Origin of the sequence: Rhizobium sp. PRIMUS64, from assembly GCF_023006465.1 — a bacterium.
In the GTDB taxonomy this organism is placed as follows: domain Bacteria; phylum Pseudomonadota; class Alphaproteobacteria; order Rhizobiales; family Rhizobiaceae; genus Rhizobium; species Rhizobium leguminosarum.
The window spans coordinates 46019-61374 of the sequence record NZ_JALBGX010000010.1 but is presented as its reverse complement, the minus strand read 5'-3'; the positions used below and the strand labels follow the sequence as shown (position 1 = coordinate 61374).

Here is a 15356-nt window from a genome sequence, read left to right as displayed (position 1 = left end):
ATGCGGCGTTTCCAGCACTACATCGACGGCGAATTCTCGGATGGCGAGGCCAGCTATCCGAGCATCGATCCAGCCTCCGGCGCGGTCTGGGCTGATATGCCCGAAGCGCGCGAAGGGGATGTCGATCGGGCTGTCAACGCGGCCGACAGGGCGCTTTGCGAAGGCGCCTGGCCGAAACTGACGGCCACGCAACGCGGCAAGCTGCTCTACAAGCTGGCCGACCTGGTTGCCGCCAACGCGCAGATCCTCGCAGAACTGGAGACACGCGACACCGGCAAGATCATCCGCGAGACATCGGCGCAGATCGCTTATGTCGCCGAATACTATCGCTACTATGCCGGTATCGCCGACAAGATCGAAGGCGCCTACCTGCCGATCGACAAGCCCGACATGGATGTCTGGCTTCGCCGCGAGCCGATCGGCGTCGTTGCGATGGTCGTGCCGTGGAACAGCCAGCTCTTCCTGTCGGCTGTGAAGATCGGCCCGGCGCTTGCGGCCGGCTGCACGATGGTGGTCAAGGCCTCGGAAGATGGGCCGGCGCCGCTTCTCGAATTTGCGCGGCTCGTGCACGAGGCAGGCTTTCCCGCCGGCGTCGTCAACATCATCACGGGTTTCGGCGCCTCCTGCGGCGCCGCCCTCGGCCGCCATCCGAAGGTCGCGCACGTCGCTTTTACCGGCGGTCCAGAAACCGCCCGGCACGTCGTTCGCAACTCGGCCGAAAACCTCGCCTCCACCTCGCTTGAACTTGGCGGCAAGTCGCCATTCATCGTCTTTGCCGACGCGGATCTCGAGAGCGCTGCCAATGCTCAGGTCGCGGGCATCTTCGCCGCGACAGGGCAGAGCTGCGTTGCCGGATCGCGGCTGATCGTCGAACGCAGCATCAAGGACAAGTTCGTCGCCATGCTGCGTGAGAAGGCGGAGGCGATCCGGATCGGTGCTCCGCTCGATATGGCGACAGAAGTCGGCCCGCTTGCCACCAAGCGCCAGCAGGACAATATCGGCGCCCTCGTCGCCAAGTCGATTGAAAGCGGCGCCCGCCTCGTCACGGGCGGAAGCAAGATCGACGGCGACGGCTATTATTTCCCGCCGACGATTCTCGATTGCGACGATGTCGCCTCGCCGTCCCTGATCGAGGAATTCTTCGGACCGGTCCTGTCCGTCGTGTCGTTCGAGACGGAGGCCGAGGCGCTGCGGCTCGCCAACGATACCCGTTATGGCCTGGCTTCCGGCGTCTTCACCCAGAACCTCACCCGGGCGCACCGGCTGATGAAGGGGCTCCGTGCCGGGATCGTCTGGGTCAACACCTACCGCGTGGTATCACCGATCGCGCCGTTCGGCGGTTTCGGCCTGTCTGGCCATGGCAGGGAAGGCGGCATGGCCGCGGCGCTCGACTATACCCGCACCAAGACGATCTGGCTCAGGACATCGGACGATCCGATCCCCGATCCCTTCGTGATGAGGTAGCGCCGATGTTTTACGAGATCCGCACCTATCGACTGAAGAACGGCACGATCCCGCAATATCTCAAGGTCGTCGAGGAAGAGGGGATCGAGATCCAGAAGAGCCATCTCGGCACGCTCGTCGGTTACTTCTTTTCGGAGATCGGGACGATCAACGAAATCGTCCACATCTGGGCCTTTGCGAGCCTGGACGACCGGGAAGCGAGGCGCCAGAGGCTTTTGGCCGATCCCCGGTGGCAGGCCTTCCTGCCCAAGATCCGCGATCTCATCGAGGTGGCGGAAAACAAGATTATGAAGCCAGCTAACTTTTCTCCCAGGAGCGAGGCGCACTGACGGCATAAGGCATACAGGACAAACCAGAACAAGGATAAGGGAACATGAAAACAACATTTGCTTTCGCGGCGGTTGCCGCATTCGTGGCTGTGTCCGGACCGGCGCACGCCGACAACATGGTCTTCTCGAGCTGGGGAGGAACGACCCAGGACGCGCAGAAGGCTGCATGGGCCAGCCCATTCACCGAGAAGACCGGCATCACCGTCGTACAGGACGGGCCGACGGATTACGGCAAGCTCAAGGCGATGGTCGAGGCTGGCCAGGTCACCTGGGACGTTGTCGACGTCGAAGGCGACTATGCCGCTCAGGCCGGCAAGAATGGCCAGCTCGAGAAACTCGATTTCTCCGTCATCGATAAATCCAAGCTCGATCCGCGCTTCGTAACCGATTATTCGGTCGGCAGCTTCTATTATTCCTTCGTGATCGGCTGCAATGCCGATGCCGTCAGCGCCTGCCCAAAGACATGGGCGGACCTGTTTGACACGGCAAAGTTTCCGGGAAAGCGCACATTTTACAAATGGTCGGCTCCCGGCGTGATCGAAGCGGCGCTGCTTGCCGACGGCGTGGCTGCCGACAAGCTCTATCCGCTTGATCTCGACCGCGCCTTCAAGAAGCTCGATACGATCAAATCGGATATCGTCTGGTGGTCGGGCGGCGCACAGTCGCAGCAGCTTCTGGCATCCGCCGAGGCTCCCTTCGGCAGTGTCTGGAATGGCCGCATGACCGCGCTTGCGGCGAGCGGTATCAAGACCGAGACCTCATGGGAACAGAACATCACCGCTGCGGATTCGCTCGTCGTGCCGAAGGGTTCGCCGAACGCGGAAGCCGCGATGAAGTTCATTGCAATGGCGACCTCGGCCGAACCGCAGGCCGCCCTTGCAAAGGCCACCGGATATGCACCAATCAATGTTGACTCGGCCAAGCTGATGGATCCGGAGACGGCCAAGACCCTGCCGGATCAGCAGACGGCAAGCCAGGTGAATGCCGACATGAACTATTGGGCTGATAATCGCGATGCCATCGGCGAGAAATGGTACGCATGGCAGGCAAAATAGCCTGAAACTTGAGATGATCAGGCACGGCGAATGTTCGCCGTGCCTCCCGCAGCGTCGGTGCCCGTTTGTTGGACCTCGGCGCCTGTGGAAATTGGCGGGTGGGAAGGACTGTCATGTCGACGTATAGCGATGCCTCCGGCGCAATTGCGCCCCTGCCAAAGGCGCGCAGGGCAACGGGTTTTGGCGGAGTCGTTCCGGCTCTCGCCTTCGTGGCGATCTTTTTCATCGCGCCGGTGGCGGTGCTCTTGTTGCGCAGCGTGCTGGAACCGGTTCCGGGCTTTGGAAACTATGCCCAGCTGATCGGGTCCGTGACCTATCTCAAGATTTTCGCCAACACCTTCATCGTCTCCGGTCTCGTCACGGTGATTTCGCTGCTGATCGGATTTCCCGTCGCCTGGGCACTGGCGATCATGCCCGGCCGCCTGACGTCGGTGATCTTTGCGATCCTGCTCCTGTCGATGTGGACCAACCTGCTTGCCCGCACCTATGCCTGGATGGTGCTTTTGCAGCGGACGGGGCTGATCAACAAGATGCTGATCGGAATGGGGCTGATCGACAAGCCCTTGGCGCTCGTCAACAACCTGACCGGGGTGACGATCGGCATGACCTATATCATGCTGCCCTTCATCATCCTGCCGCTCTACGGCGTGATCAAGAAGATCGACCCGTCGACCCTGCAGGCGGCAGCACTTTGCGGCGCCAACCGGTGGCAGTGCCTGACCCGTGTCCTGCTGCCCTTGGCCATGCCTGGCATGGCGGCCGGTGCCCTCATGGTCTTCGTCATGTCGCTTGGTTATTTCGTCACGCCGTCACTTCTTGGCGGCACCGCGAACATGATGCTCGCAGAGCTGATCGCGCAATTCGTGCAGTCGTTGGTCAACTGGGGCATGGGAGGTGCTGCGGCGCTGGTTCTCCTCGTGGTGACCCTGTCGCTCTATGCCGTGCAGCTGCGCTTCGTCGGCAACCAGAACCCGGGAGGGCGTTGATATGTTGCTCAATTTCGACCGCCTCGGCTGGTGGAAATACATGCTGCTGACGATAACGCTTCTGACTGCGGCCTTTCTGCTGCTGCCGATCGTCTTTATCGCCGCCCTGTCCTTCGGCTCCTCGCAGTGGCTGATCTTTCCGCCGCCCGGCTGGACGTTTCAATGGTACAGCGAGCTCTTTGCCGATCCGCGCTGGCTGGAATCGGCCTGGACGAGCTTCAAGATCGCGGTCATCGTGACGATCCTGTCGGTGCTGCTCGGGCTCGTGACCTCCTTCGGGCTGGTGCGCGGTTCGTTCTTGTTCCGCGATGCGCTGAAAGCGCTGTTCCTGACGCCGATGATCCTTCCCGTCGTGGTTCTTGCAGTCGCCCTTTATGCCTTCTTTCTAAGGATCGGCCTTGGCGGCACGTTGGTAGGCTTTGTCATCTCGCACCTCGTTCTGGCGCTGCCCTTCTCGATCCTGTCCATCTCAAGTGCGCTGGAGGGCTTCGACAAGTCGATCGAGGACGCGGCGGTTCTGTGCGGCGCCTCGCCTCTGGAAGCAAAGATCAGGGTGACCCTGCCTGCGATCAGCCATGGGCTGTTTTCGGCGGCCGTCTTCTCGTTCCTGACATCCTGGGACGAGGTGGTGGTGGCGATCTTCATGTCCAGCCCGACCCTGCAGACGCTGCCGGTAAAGGTATGGGCGACGCTGCGGCAAGACCTGACGCCGGTTGTCGCTGCGGCGTCGACCCTTCTCATCCTTTTGACGATCATCTTGATGGCGCTGGTTGCCGTCGTGCGTAAGGTACTGAAACAATGAAAGAACCATTCCTTCAGATCCGCGGAATACGCAAGGAATACGGCCCGGTGGTTGCCGTCCACGACGTCAATCTCGACGTTCGGCGCGGGGAGTTCCTGACCTTTCTCGGACCGTCCGGATCCGGGAAAAGCACGACCCTCTACATCCTGGCCGGTTTTGAAACTCCGACGAAAGGCGACATCACGCTGGAGGGCAAGACCCTGCTCGCCACGCCGTCGCACAAGCGCAACATCGGCATGGTGTTCCAGCGCTACACCCTGTTTCCGCACCTGACGGTAGGCGAAAACATCGCATTCCCGCTGAAGGTCCGGCGCAAGTCCAAGGCCGAGGTCGCTAGCAAGGTGAAGGAGATGCTGCGCCTCGTCAGGCTCGAAGGCTTCGAGGATCGCAAGCCGGCGCAAATGTCCGGCGGCCAGCAGCAGCGCGTCGCCCTTGCCAGAGCCCTTGCCTATGATCCGCCGGTGCTTCTGATGGACGAGCCGCTGTCGGCGCTCGACAAGAAGCTGCGCGAGGAAATCCAGCATGAGATACGTCGGATCCACCAGCAGACCGAAGTGACGATCCTCTATGTCACGCACGACCAGGAGGAGGCGTTGCGGCTCTCCGACCGCATCGCCGTCTTTTCCAAAGGCGTCATCGACCAGATCGGCACGGGGCCGGAACTCTACGCCAATCCGCGGACCCGCTTCGTTGCCGAATTCATCGGCGACAGCGACTTCATTGCATGCGACCTGCTGTCATCCTCCGATGGGCAGGCCACCATTTCGCTTGGCGGCGGGAGCGTCTTCAATCATATTCCGGTGCATGGAAAAGGAACCTCCGGGACGAGGGCAGCCCTGATGCTGAGGCCTGAACGCATTCGATTGTCGCGCGCCCAAGCGGCGGGAGCGGGCCTTGCCGCAACAGTCAGCGACATTACCTTTCTCGGCAACAATATTCATGTCTCCACCGAGACGGCAACAGGCGAGGCGCTGGCGGTTCGCCTGCCGTTCGGTCATGAGGCTATCGCGGGGCTCAGCCGCGGAGATATAGTCCATCTGGATTTCGATCCCGGTGCCGCTCACGTGTTCTGTTGAAAGTTGTCATATGAAGCTCAATGATCCCTCGCTGTTCCGTCAGGCATGCCCCATTGCCGATCGCTGGATCGAAGCGGAAGGCCGCAAGGCGGCGACGATCCGCAATCCGGCGACAGGCGAACCGCTGGGGGTGGTCCCTGATCTCGGTGCCGCGGAAACGGAGGACGCCATCCGCGCCGCCGTCATTGCCCAGAAGCTTTGGGCGAAGAAGACCGCCGGGGAGCGCGCCGCCGTTCTGAAGGCTTGGCATCGGCTGATGATCGAAAACCGCGACGATCTGGCGATGATCCTGACGCTGGAACAGGGAAAACCCCTGGCCGAGGCCAAGAGGGAGATCACCTATGGTGCGAGCTTCATCGAATGGTTCGCCGAAGAGGCGAGACGCATCAACGGCGAGACCATCCCGGGACATCAGGCCGACAAGCGGATCCTCGTCCTGCGCCAGCCGGCAGGCGTAGTGGCGGCGATCACGCCCTGGAATTTTCCGAACGCGATGATCACCCGCAAGATTGGCCCTGCGCTTGCCGCCGGCTGTGCCGTCGTTCTCAAGCCGGCGCTGCAGACGCCATTCTCCGCCATCGCCATCGCCGTTCTCGGTGAGCGTGCCGGCCTGCCGCCGGGGCTTCTCAACATCGTTACGGGTGACGCAGCGGCAATTGGCGGGGCGCTGACGGCAAGCCGTGACGTTCGGGTTCTGACATTCACGGGCTCCACCCGGACGGGCGAGCTGCTTTACCGGCAATGTGCGCCGACAATCAAAAAGCTCGGCCTCGAGCTTGGCGGCAATGCACCCTTCATCGTGTTCGACGATGCCGATCTCGACGCTGCCGTCGAAGGCGCGCTCATCGCCAAGTTCCGCAACAACGGCCAGACCTGCGTCTGCGCCAACCGGCTTTATGTCCAGGACGGCGTCTACGAGGCGTTTGCCGCCAAGCTCGCCGCGGCGGTTTCGGGCTTGAAGGTCGGCAACGGTCTCGACCGCGACGTCGTGCTTGGCCCGCTGATCGATGACAACGCCGTCGCCAAGGTCGAAAGCCATATCAGCGATGCCGTTGCAAAGGGGGCCGGGATCGTCTTAGGCGGCAAGCGCCACGCGCTTGGCGGCCATTTCTTCGAGCCGACAATCCTGCGCGATGTCGCTGCCGGCATGCAGGTCGCGCGCGAGGAAACCTTCGGGCCGCTTGCCCCGCTTTTTCGTTTCCGCGACGAGCAGGACGTCATCGAACAGGCAAACGACACCGAGTTCGGCCTTGCTTCGTATTTTTACGCCCGCGATCTGTCGCGAGTGTTTCGCGTCGCCGAAGCGCTCGAATATGGGATGGTCGGCGTCAATACCGGTCTTGTCTCCACGGCCGAGGCTCCGTTCGGCGGCGTGAAAATGTCGGGTCTCGGTCGCGAAGGGTCGAGGCACGGATTGGACGAATACACCGAGCTTAAATATGTATGCCTCGGCGGCATTGCCTGACTTGGTCGATGCTTGCGCTTCGCCGCAAAGGACCAGAATGTCTCTCGTCAGCATCGCCATGTATGTCACATCGGAGCCGCTCGCGGATGCGACAGCCGAGCTCTGGTCGTTCCTCCGGCATTATCTCTTGGATGCCGGCCTCAAGGGCTTGCCTGAAAAGCTCGATCAGGCGGTTCCCTATGATGAAGCCTGGCTGAGGCCGGATCTTCTTCTCTCGCAGGCATGCGGCTATCCCTTTGCCAGGAGCCTGCGTGGCGGGGCCCGCCTGGTGGCGACGCCGATTTATGGTCATCCCGGCTGCGACGGCCCGCTGATGCGCAGCTTCATTGTCGTCCGCAAGGATTCTCCCGTTTGCTCGCTGGCGGATTTGCGTGGCACCACGGCTGCGATCAATAGTCCTGACAGCAATTCCGGCAGCAATTTCTTTCGCGCGGCGGTCGCTCCGCTTGCCGACAGCGGCCGCTTCTTCGGTCGGATTATCGAAACCGGCAGCCACCGCGGCAGCATCGCCGCCGTTGCCGAGGGCAGGGCGGAGAGTGCCTCCATCGATTGCGTCACTTATGCGAATATTCGCCGCTTCGATCCCGGCCATCTCCAAGCGGTCCGCATCATCGCCGAAACGCCCAAGGGCCCCGGCCTGCCATTCATCACCTCAGGCGATGCATCGGACGACAGAATCCTTCTCCTGCGAAATGCGCTTGACGCCGCGATCAAGGAGCCATCGCTCTCCGCCATGCGCGCCACACTCGGCCTCGTTGATTTTTCAGTGCTTTCCGAAGCCGACTACGAACCGCTCTTATCGCTTGCCGGCGATGCATTACCGCAATTGAGAGCTTGAGCGGCAGACGAATTTTTCCCGACTTTTTCTTCGGTTGGGAGTGAGCCACACGAACTAGGCAGGTGAAGGCAAGTCCGTATCACTCGAACCTTGAATGTAAGGAAAAATTCCATTACTTTTGTATGGGTTTAAAGTTCGGAGATTTTCCATGGCTTCCCTTGCGGTCACAATGAAAGGGCAAATCACGCTGAGACGGGATTTGCTGACGCATCTTGGGGTCAAACCGGGGGAGCGGATCGAATTCGACAAGCTGCCTGGGGGCGAGCTGCGGGTAAGGGCTGCTCGTCCAGCGGGGACAATCGACGATTTTATCGGTCGGCATGCTGGCAAGATGAAAAAGCCGTTGACCATCGAAGAGATGAACGAAATCGCGGCTTCGGGCTGGGCCGGCGAGGAATGAAAGTTTCAGTCGATACCAACATTCTTGCTCGAGCCGTCTTGCAGGATGACGCCGAGCAGGGAAGGGCAGCGGCAAAGCTCCTCAGGGAAGCATCACTGATCGCGGTTTCCCTGCCGAGCTTATGTGAACTGGTCTGGATACTGCGTCGAGGAGCCAGGCTATCAAAGGAAGATGTTTCACAGACGATCCACGACCTGCTCAACGCGGGCAATGTAGCAATGAACCGTCCTGCGGTCGAAGCAGGACTGGCCATGCTGGAGGCGGGTGGCGATTTTGCAGATGGCGTGATCGCCCATGAAGGAGCATGGCTTGGCGGCGAGAGCTTCGTATCTTTCGACAAGCAGGCGGTCGAGCTGGTAATCCGCCAAGGCCAACCCGCGCGTCTTCTCGCCTGAAATTCCGCAGGCTCATGAGCGAGACGGCGGGCAGGCGTTAGCCTCAGAACCGATGTTCCGCTCCTTCGACCGGATTTGCCCAGACTGTCATTCCAGGCGCAAATGGCGTCTCGCCTTCGGCGCGCACCACCATCTCACCGAGTTCGGGGACGTCGAGGTAGAGGATCGCGTCCGCGCCAAGCCGCTCGAGATGCCGGATCCTGCCCTTCCACTGCCCGGCACCTTCCGAAAGCCTGATATGTTCCGGGCGAATGCCGTAGGTTGCGCAGTTCATTCGCCGCGCGGTCTCGCCGCCATAGAGGTTCATCTTCGGGCTGCCGATGAAGCCGGCGACGAAGGGTGTCGCGGGATTGCGGTAGAGTTCCATCGGACTGCCGATCTGCTCGACCGCACCGCCGTTCAGGACGACGATCTTGTCTGCCATCGTCATGGCTTCGACCTGGTCGTGGGTAACGTAGATCATCGTCGATTTCAGGCGGGCGTGCAGATCGGCGATCTCAAGACGCATCTGGGCTCTGAGCGAAGCGTCGAGATTGGAGAGCGGCTCGTCGAACAGGAAGACCTTGGGATCGCGGATAATCGCGCGGCCGATGGCAACGCGCTGCCTCTGGCCGCCGGAGAGTGCTTTCGGCTTTCTCTCCAGCAGCTGGGTGAGCTGCAGCGTTTCGGCCGTCGCCGCGACCTTGGCGGCGATTTCGGCCTTTGGGCGGCGGGCGAGTGAAAGGCCGAAGCCGATATTCTCGGCCACGGTCATATGCGGGTAGAGCGCGTAGCTCTGGAACACCATGGCAATACCGCGCTCGGAGGGTTCGGCATAGGTCACCTCCTTGCCGCCGATGGTCAGCGTGCCTGATGTCGTTTCCTCCAAGCCGGCGATGATCCGCAGCAGCGTCGACTTTCCGCATCCCGACGGGCCGACGAAAACGACGAACTCGCCGGAGGCAACCTCCAGATCGATTCCCTTGATGACTTCAAGGGCGCCAAAGCTCTTGCGAACTTGCTTGAGAGTGAGCTCAGCCATTCGGTTACCCTTTTACTGCGCCGGCCGTCATGCCGGCGACGATCTGCCGGTTGAAGAAGATGAAGACGATCAGCGGCGGGATCGTCACGAGGAGGATATTCATGAAGAGGAGATTGTACTGGCTCGTATACATGCTCTGGAAATTATAGAGCGTCAGCTGCACGGTTACGTTCTCCTTGCCGGGAAGGTAGTAGAGCGGGTTGGTAAAATCGTTGAAGATCGCGATCGACTGGACGACGATGTTGGTGACGGTCACCGGCTTCAGCAACGGCAGGATTACTCTGAAGAAAATCTGTCGGGGCTTGGCGCCATCGATCAGCGCCGCCTCGTCGAGGTCACGCGGTATGGTCGAAATGAATGACCGGTAGAGCAATGTCGAGAACGAGAGATTATAGGCGACCTGGATCAGAATCATCCCGGTCATGGTCTTGAAGAGACCGATCTCCTGCAAGAGGCCGATGGTGGGCACGACAGCCGGCGGCATCATCAGACCCATGAACAGGGCAATGGAGGCCACCTTGTTCCAGACGGTCTTGCGGCGCTGCATCACATATCCGACCATTGCCGACAGCAGGATCAGGATCGTGACGGAGACCACGGTGATCAGCGTGGAGTTGAAATAGGCGAGCGCGAGCTGGTAGTCGCGCGCCTTGAACACGGCGGCCAGATTATCCCAGAACAGCCAATGTTCGGGCAATTCGAAATCGAGGCGAGAGGCTTCGGATTTCGATTTGACCGCCTGGAGAGCGACGAAAACGAAGGGCATCACGAAGATGACGGCCGTCACCGCAAGGGCTATCGCGCCGGTCACGTAAGGGCGGACGCTTCTCATTCCTCGACCTCGCGCCGGTTGAACCACAGGGTGAATGGCAGGATGATTATGGCGATCAGCGCGAACAGGATGACGTTTCCGGCCGTCGACAGGCCGTAGAAACCCGCCTGGTACTGCTTATAGATGACCGAGGCGATCACATCGGAGGAGAAACCGGGCCCGCCGCGGGTCATGGCCCATATCAGATCGAAGGATCGAAGCCCGCCGATCAACGACAATGTCACCACGATGACGGTGGCGGGACGCACGAGCGGTAGGGTGATCCGGAAAAATTGCTGGAGACGCGTGGCGCCGTCGATCCTCGCGGCCTCATAATAATCGGGGCTGATCGCGGCAAGCCCGGCGATGAAGATCAGGGTTGCAAGGCCGACACCCTTCCAGACATCGACCAAAGCCACCGAAAAAAGCGCCAGCGCCGGATTGGTGAGCCATCCTGGGCCGGGAATGCCGAGCGTCTCGAGCGTGACATTGATGATGCCCTTGGTCGGATGCATCATCACGGTGAAGGTGATGCCGATGCCGATCGTCGAGACCAGGACGGGAAAGAAGACCAGCGTGCGCAGGAAGCCGCGGGCGAAGATATTGCTGGTCAGCAGCACGGCAAGCAGCAACCCGCAGACCGTCTTCAGGCCGCATGTCGTCACGGCATAGATCAGCGTGTTGACCAGTCCCTTGACCAGGAATGGTTCGGAAAAGAACTGCTGAAAGTTTTCGAGCCCGATGAATTCGGCGGTCGAAAGATCCCAGCGTGTGAGGCTGAACCAGAGAGAGGATACCGTGGGAACCAGAAACAGCACGCCGTAGATGATTGCGGCCGGAATGAAAAACCACAGCGGGTAGGGCGATTTGCGCGAGCGGGGGCGTGTCTCGGTCATGACTACCTCTTCGATCGGGTGGAGCCTCGCCCCTTTAGGAGCGAGGTTAATTGACCCGAAAGACCGCTACCAGTTGGGAAGACCGAGCTGCTTGGCCTGCTTGCGCACATCATCGTCATAGAGCTTTGCCGCGTCGGCCGGCTGGCGAATGCCGGAGCCGACTTCGACGGTGATCTGCTCAAGAGCCGGTCCCTTGATCGGCGACACGAATTCCAGCGCCGGGGTCGTTTTGTCCTTGGCCTCGAAATAGGGGAGCATGTCCTTTATCGCAGGCGGTACGCTAGCTGGCAGGTCGCAGCCGTTGATCAGGGAAGGTCCCTGAACGGCATTGGTTTCCACCATGATCTTGCAGGCCTCGACGCTTCCGGCGAAATCGACGAATTTCCGCGCTTCCTCGGCGTGCTGGCTGGTCACGGGAATGTAGAGGGCTGGCGGCATCCAGACCGTCAAGCCGTTGGTTGCGGCGTCGTCGCTTGGCTGCGCGAAAAAGCCGACATCGTTGAGGTTTTCGGGATAATTCTGTTTGAGCGCGCCGACCGCGAAGCTCAGCATCGGATAATGCGCTGCCTCGCCGGTTGCCACCATTCTCAGGCCATCATCGTAGCTTGCCGCGCCAAAATCTTCGTTCATCAGACCGGCGTCGTGAACGTCCTTCAGCCGTTCGAAGCCCTTCAGGGCTGCAGGCGTCTCTGCGTATTTTGCCTTGTTGGCGGTATAGTCTGCGGCGAAGTTCGGCACGGCCGCGTGCAGATTGTAATAGTCAGCCAGAACGAACAGCTGCGAGGTCCAGGTATCGCGATAGGTCTGCGCCACGGCGACTTTTCCTGATGCTTTGACCTTCGCGTTGTTCGCCATGAAGTCCGCCCATGTCTTCGGGACGGAGAGGCCGAGGTCCTGGTAGATTTTCCTGTTGTAGAGGATCCCTCCCGCCATCGCCGTGCCGAAGGGAACGCCATAGATCTTGCCATCGGCACGGACGACCGATTTGAAACTTTCGTCGACTTTCGCTTGCGACGACAGTCCGCTCAGATCGACAAGCGTCTGTGTCGGCTTCAGCGCCTGTAGCAGCGAGCCGGAATTGTAGAGAAACACATCGGACATCTCCCCCGTCGCCAGGCGCGTCTTGATGATGTTGTCGCCTTCGCCGCCACCGGCTCGCGGCTCGATTTCGATCGTCACGTCGGGTGCCTTTGCCTGATAGGCGGCAACGAGTGCCTCGGCTGCCGCGACGGTGTCCGGGTTGTTGTCGATCAGGAATGACAGCGTGGTGTCTGCATGCGACGGGCCAGCCGCGACCAGTGCCAAAAGCGCGGACGCGCCCGCAAGAATGAGTTTTATCCGATGTGTCATGACGTTCCTCCTCTGAACGGTGTGACGTGTATGCTCCTCAAGAATTGGGTAGGGAAAAGACCAGCTGGTGCGTCCCGGAGGGAAGACTGGCTTCCTCGACGACAGGCTCTCCGTCGAGCGACGGGTTTTGATGCCGTTTTCCGGGCCGGAACCGGCCGATGCAGCCCTCCGGAAGGGTCAGCACATAGGTGACCTTGTTGCCGTCGCACTGCCAGCCGGCCTCGATGCGTCCCTGGCTGATATCATGATAGGCCGAAACCGGCGAAAGGGACGGAATCGGCGCCGGATCGACAATCACCTCGGCAAATCCGGGGGCGCTTGGGCTCGGCGAAATTCCGGCGACGCTCTCGAACAGCCACTGGCAGACCGCGCCATAGGCATAGTGGTTGTAGCTGTTCATATCAGGTTCGTAGATGGTGCCGTCAGGCGCCATGGAATCCCAGCGCTCCCAGATCGTCGTCGCCCCTTTTGACACCTGGTAGAGCCAGCCCGGCACATCCTCCTGCAGGAAGACCTTTTCGGCCAGATCGTCCATGCCGAGCTTCGTCAGCGCCGGCAGCAGGGCGGGCGTGCCGATGAAACCGGTGCCGATCTTGTAGTCTGCATCGATGATCACCTGCCGGAAATGCTGCTGTGCGGCTTGCGTGTGCTCCGCCGGTATCAGGTCGTGGAGGAAGGCCAGGGCATAGGACGTCTGGTCGTTGTGTGCGAGCCGTCCTGCCGGCGTGATGAACTCGTTGGCGAATGTCCGCCGGATCTCGTTTGCGCGCTGGTTCATCTTCTCTTCAAGCGCATGCTCGCCGAGGGTGGCTGCGATCTTTGCCAGAAGGTCGGTCGAGATGAAGTGGTAAAGCGTGGCCGCGCAGTCGTCAGCAATCGTCGGGCGAGGTTTTCGATTGTCGCCGACCGGCTGCAGCCAGTCGCCGAAGGTGAAGCCGCGGTCGCCCCAACGCGAGGGCGGACGCACAAGCGGACCATCCGAGATCGACCAGACGAAATCGACCCAGCGCACCATGGAATCCAGGCACTCCGACAGGACGGCCCGGTCGCCGTAATGGGTGTAGAGTACCCAGGGGATGACGATGATCGCGTCGCCCCAGCCGGTCGAGCCGGCATAGCCCGGGAAATTGGCCGGATGCAAGCGGGTCGGATCCGGTGAAAAGTGCGAGACGGCGCCATCCTCGCGCTGATCAGCCATCACATCGCGCAGATACTTCCTGAGAAACGATTGGCTGTCGCTCAGCCAGCATGCGGTTGCGGCAAATACCTGGGCGTCGCCCGTCCAGCCCAAGCGTTCATCGCGCTGCGGGCAATCGGTTGGTACTTCGACGAAATTTGCACGCTGCGACCAGATGGTATTCTCGACGAGGCGATTGACCAGCGCATTGCCGGAGGTGAAACCGGCGGCGGGCTCAGGCACCGACGAGATCGGGATGGACGCGATTGCGAGGATCTTCGCATCGCCCTTGATCGTCACCCGGGCATAACGGAAGCCGTGGAAGGTGAAATGCGGTGCGAAGGTCTCATCGCCGTCTCCCCGCAGCGTGTAGACGGTATGTGCCTCGGCCGTGCGATAGTTGCGATTGTCAAAATGACGATCGGGGCCGAGTACCTCCGAATGCTCCACCCGGACTTCGGCGCCGGCAGCGCCGCGCACCTTGTATCTGACATAGCCGCCGGCATTCTGGCCGAAATCGTAGACGGTCCTGTCCTCATCGTCGGTCCAGCTTTCGACAGCGGCAAGTGGCGGCAACTCGCGCACCGCAGCCGTTTCGTGCGCGACAAGCAGCGCCCTGTCGAAGGGCAATCTCTCGGTGCCATGGCTCTCCAAGTAGTTTTCCTGGCGGGCATCGTAGATTTCGCCGAAGTAGATTCCGGATTTCAGGATCGGCAGAAGGCCGCTTCGCCATGAGGTGTCGGTGGAAAGAACAGTGCCATCCGGTCCGATCAGATCCGCAATAGCGCCGATCCTGTCGCCCCAGCAATTCGGGATCGCCTGGGCGCCCCACATCAAAGGCGACCGATACCATCCGTCGGCAAGCCAGATCTCGATCCGGTTGAGACCCGGCTTGAGCAGGTTGGAGACGTCGTATCGCTGATAGGCAAGGCGATCGTCGTAGTTCGTCCAACCTGGGGTCAACAGGTCGTCACCGACGCGAACGCCGTTGATGAAGCAGCGGTAGAGGCCAAGTGCTGATATAAAGAGCTCGACGGGAAGCTTGGCGCCATCATGTTCGAAAGTCTTGGAGACGAAGCTTGCGGCCGTTCCCTGACCGCCATCCGATAGTGGCGCGATCATATCCCCGGACCAGGCACGCGAAACGAGGTTGCCGCTGATGGCTGCCGGCTGAAAGTTCATCAAGTCCTCCCGACGAGTTGTAGAACGTTCTCCATATAACGTTCTACATTTTCTTCGGAAGCGCAATAGAATTTTCGTTGCCAGTCTGCCATGGTGGTTCTGCGGGCGA

At 60.7% G+C, this 15356-nt stretch carries 15 protein-coding genes; 10 read left to right on the top strand and 5 right to left on the bottom strand.

Going from position 1 to position 15356, the window contains the following annotated elements; genetic code table 11:
- The 10 genes from MOV76_RS06550 to MOV76_RS06505 all read left to right on the top strand — a co-directional run bounded on the left by MOV76_RS06550 (position 1) and on the right by MOV76_RS06505 (position 8810).
- Positions 1 to 1464, top strand: coding sequence for an aldehyde dehydrogenase (locus MOV76_RS06550; protein WP_247264112.1), 1464 nt, complete (start codon positions 1 to 3; stop codon positions 1462 to 1464).
- Between the two features lie 5 nt (positions 1465 to 1469).
- Positions 1470 to 1793, top strand: coding sequence for an NIPSNAP family protein (locus MOV76_RS06545; protein ID WP_003538302.1), 324 nt, complete (start codon positions 1470 to 1472; stop codon positions 1791 to 1793).
- A 44-nt stretch (positions 1794 to 1837) separates the two neighbouring features.
- Entirely contained in the window at positions 1838 to 2848 is a 1011-nt protein-coding gene (locus MOV76_RS06540; RefSeq protein ID WP_018446105.1) for an ABC transporter substrate-binding protein, read from the top strand.
- A 113-nt stretch (positions 2849 to 2961) separates the two neighbouring features.
- Entirely contained in the window at positions 2962 to 3834 is an 873-nt protein-coding gene (locus MOV76_RS06535; RefSeq protein ID WP_247264111.1) for an ABC transporter permease, read from the top strand.
- A 1-nt stretch (position 3835) separates the two neighbouring features.
- Entirely contained in the window at positions 3836 to 4636 is an 801-nt protein-coding gene (locus tag MOV76_RS06530) for an ABC transporter permease (protein ID WP_210068440.1), read from the top strand.
- Complete coding sequence (locus MOV76_RS06525) at positions 4633 to 5712, top strand: ABC transporter ATP-binding protein (protein WP_247264110.1); 1080 nt, start codon at positions 4633 to 4635, stop codon at positions 5710 to 5712. The genes MOV76_RS06530 and MOV76_RS06525 overlap by 4 nt, the downstream gene beginning before the upstream one ends.
- A 10-nt stretch (positions 5713 to 5722) precedes the next feature.
- On the top strand, positions 5723 to 7177 hold the full coding sequence (locus tag MOV76_RS06520) for an NAD-dependent succinate-semialdehyde dehydrogenase (protein ID WP_247264109.1): 1455 nt from the start codon (positions 5723 to 5725) through the stop codon (positions 7175 to 7177).
- A 37-nt stretch (positions 7178 to 7214) separates the two neighbouring features.
- Positions 7215 to 8015, top strand: a complete 801-nt coding sequence (locus MOV76_RS06515; RefSeq protein ID WP_247264108.1) for a phosphate/phosphite/phosphonate ABC transporter substrate-binding protein — start codon at positions 7215 to 7217, stop codon at positions 8013 to 8015.
- A gap of 148 nt (positions 8016 to 8163) precedes the next feature.
- Positions 8164 to 8415: an AbrB/MazE/SpoVT family DNA-binding domain-containing protein gene (locus tag MOV76_RS06510; protein WP_247264107.1), complete on the top strand. Its 252-nt coding sequence runs from the start codon at positions 8164 to 8166 to the stop codon at positions 8413 to 8415.
- Entirely contained in the window at positions 8412 to 8810 is a 399-nt protein-coding gene (locus tag MOV76_RS06505; protein WP_247264106.1) for a type II toxin-antitoxin system VapC family toxin, read from the top strand. Before MOV76_RS06510 ends, MOV76_RS06505 begins: the two co-directional genes overlap by 4 nt.
- A 43-nt stretch (positions 8811 to 8853) precedes the next feature.
- Here the strand turns inward: MOV76_RS06505 and MOV76_RS06500 are convergent, their stop codons facing one another.
- From MOV76_RS06500 to MOV76_RS06480, 5 genes are all read right to left on the bottom strand, one after another.
- Positions 8854 to 9831 carry an ABC transporter ATP-binding protein gene (locus tag MOV76_RS06500; RefSeq protein ID WP_247264105.1) on the bottom strand — a complete coding sequence of 326 codons (978 nt, stop codon included), beginning with the start codon at positions 9829 to 9831 and terminating at the stop codon, positions 8854 to 8856.
- A 4-nt stretch (positions 9832 to 9835) separates the two neighbouring features.
- A complete protein-coding gene (locus MOV76_RS06495) occupies positions 9836 to 10663 on the bottom strand; it encodes a carbohydrate ABC transporter permease (protein WP_018446099.1) in 828 nt (275 codons plus the stop codon).
- The gene (locus MOV76_RS06490) at positions 10660 to 11538 is read right to left on the bottom strand and encodes a carbohydrate ABC transporter permease (RefSeq protein WP_247264104.1); all 879 of its coding nucleotides are present in this window, start codon (positions 11536 to 11538) and stop codon (positions 10660 to 10662) included. The genes MOV76_RS06495 and MOV76_RS06490 overlap by 4 nt, the downstream gene beginning before the upstream one ends.
- Positions 11539 to 11604: 66 nt before the next feature.
- The gene (locus MOV76_RS06485; RefSeq protein ID WP_018446097.1) at positions 11605 to 12888 is read right to left on the bottom strand and encodes an ABC transporter substrate-binding protein; all 1284 of its coding nucleotides are present in this window, start codon (positions 12886 to 12888) and stop codon (positions 11605 to 11607) included.
- Between the two features lie 37 nt (positions 12889 to 12925).
- Positions 12926 to 15247 (bottom strand): alpha-L-rhamnosidase, encoded by a 2322-nt coding sequence (locus tag MOV76_RS06480; protein ID WP_247264103.1) that lies wholly within the window; start codon positions 15245 to 15247, stop codon positions 12926 to 12928.
- Positions 15248 to 15356 lie beyond the last annotated feature (109 nt).

Bases quoted from the DNA above. Each gene is read 5' to 3' on its own strand.
- MOV76_RS06550 (WP_247264112.1), top strand. From the start codon at position 1: ATGCGGCGTTTCCAGCACTACATCGACGGCGAATTCTCGGATGGCGAG.
- MOV76_RS06545 (WP_003538302.1), top strand. From the start codon at position 1,470: ATGTTTTACGAGATCCGCACCTATCGACTGAAGAACGGCACGATCCCG.
- MOV76_RS06540 (WP_018446105.1), top strand. From the start codon at position 1,838: ATGAAAACAACATTTGCTTTCGCGGCGGTTGCCGCATTCGTGGCTGTG.
- MOV76_RS06535 (WP_247264111.1), top strand. From the start codon at position 2,962: ATGTCGACGTATAGCGATGCCTCCGGCGCAATTGCGCCCCTGCCAAAG.
- MOV76_RS06530 (WP_210068440.1), top strand. From the start codon at position 3,836: ATGTTGCTCAATTTCGACCGCCTCGGCTGGTGGAAATACATGCTGCTG.
- MOV76_RS06525 (WP_247264110.1), top strand. From the start codon at position 4,633: ATGAAAGAACCATTCCTTCAGATCCGCGGAATACGCAAGGAATACGGC.
- MOV76_RS06520 (WP_247264109.1), top strand. From the start codon at position 5,723: ATGAAGCTCAATGATCCCTCGCTGTTCCGTCAGGCATGCCCCATTGCC.
- MOV76_RS06515 (WP_247264108.1), top strand. From the start codon at position 7,215: ATGTCTCTCGTCAGCATCGCCATGTATGTCACATCGGAGCCGCTCGCG.
- MOV76_RS06510 (WP_247264107.1), top strand. From the start codon at position 8,164: ATGGCTTCCCTTGCGGTCACAATGAAAGGGCAAATCACGCTGAGACGG.
- MOV76_RS06505 (WP_247264106.1), top strand. From the start codon at position 8,412: ATGAAAGTTTCAGTCGATACCAACATTCTTGCTCGAGCCGTCTTGCAG.
- MOV76_RS06500 (WP_247264105.1), bottom strand. From the start codon at position 9,831: ATGGCTGAGCTCACTCTCAAGCAAGTTCGCAAGAGCTTTGGCGCCCTT.
- MOV76_RS06495 (WP_018446099.1), bottom strand. From the start codon at position 10,663: ATGAGAAGCGTCCGCCCTTACGTGACCGGCGCGATAGCCCTTGCGGTG.
- MOV76_RS06490 (WP_247264104.1), bottom strand. From the start codon at position 11,538: ATGACCGAGACACGCCCCCGCTCGCGCAAATCGCCCTACCCGCTGTGG.
- MOV76_RS06485 (WP_018446097.1), bottom strand. From the start codon at position 12,888: ATGACACATCGGATAAAACTCATTCTTGCGGGCGCGTCCGCGCTTTTG.
- MOV76_RS06480 (WP_247264103.1), bottom strand. From the start codon at position 15,247: ATGAACTTTCAGCCGGCAGCCATCAGCGGCAACCTCGTTTCGCGTGCC.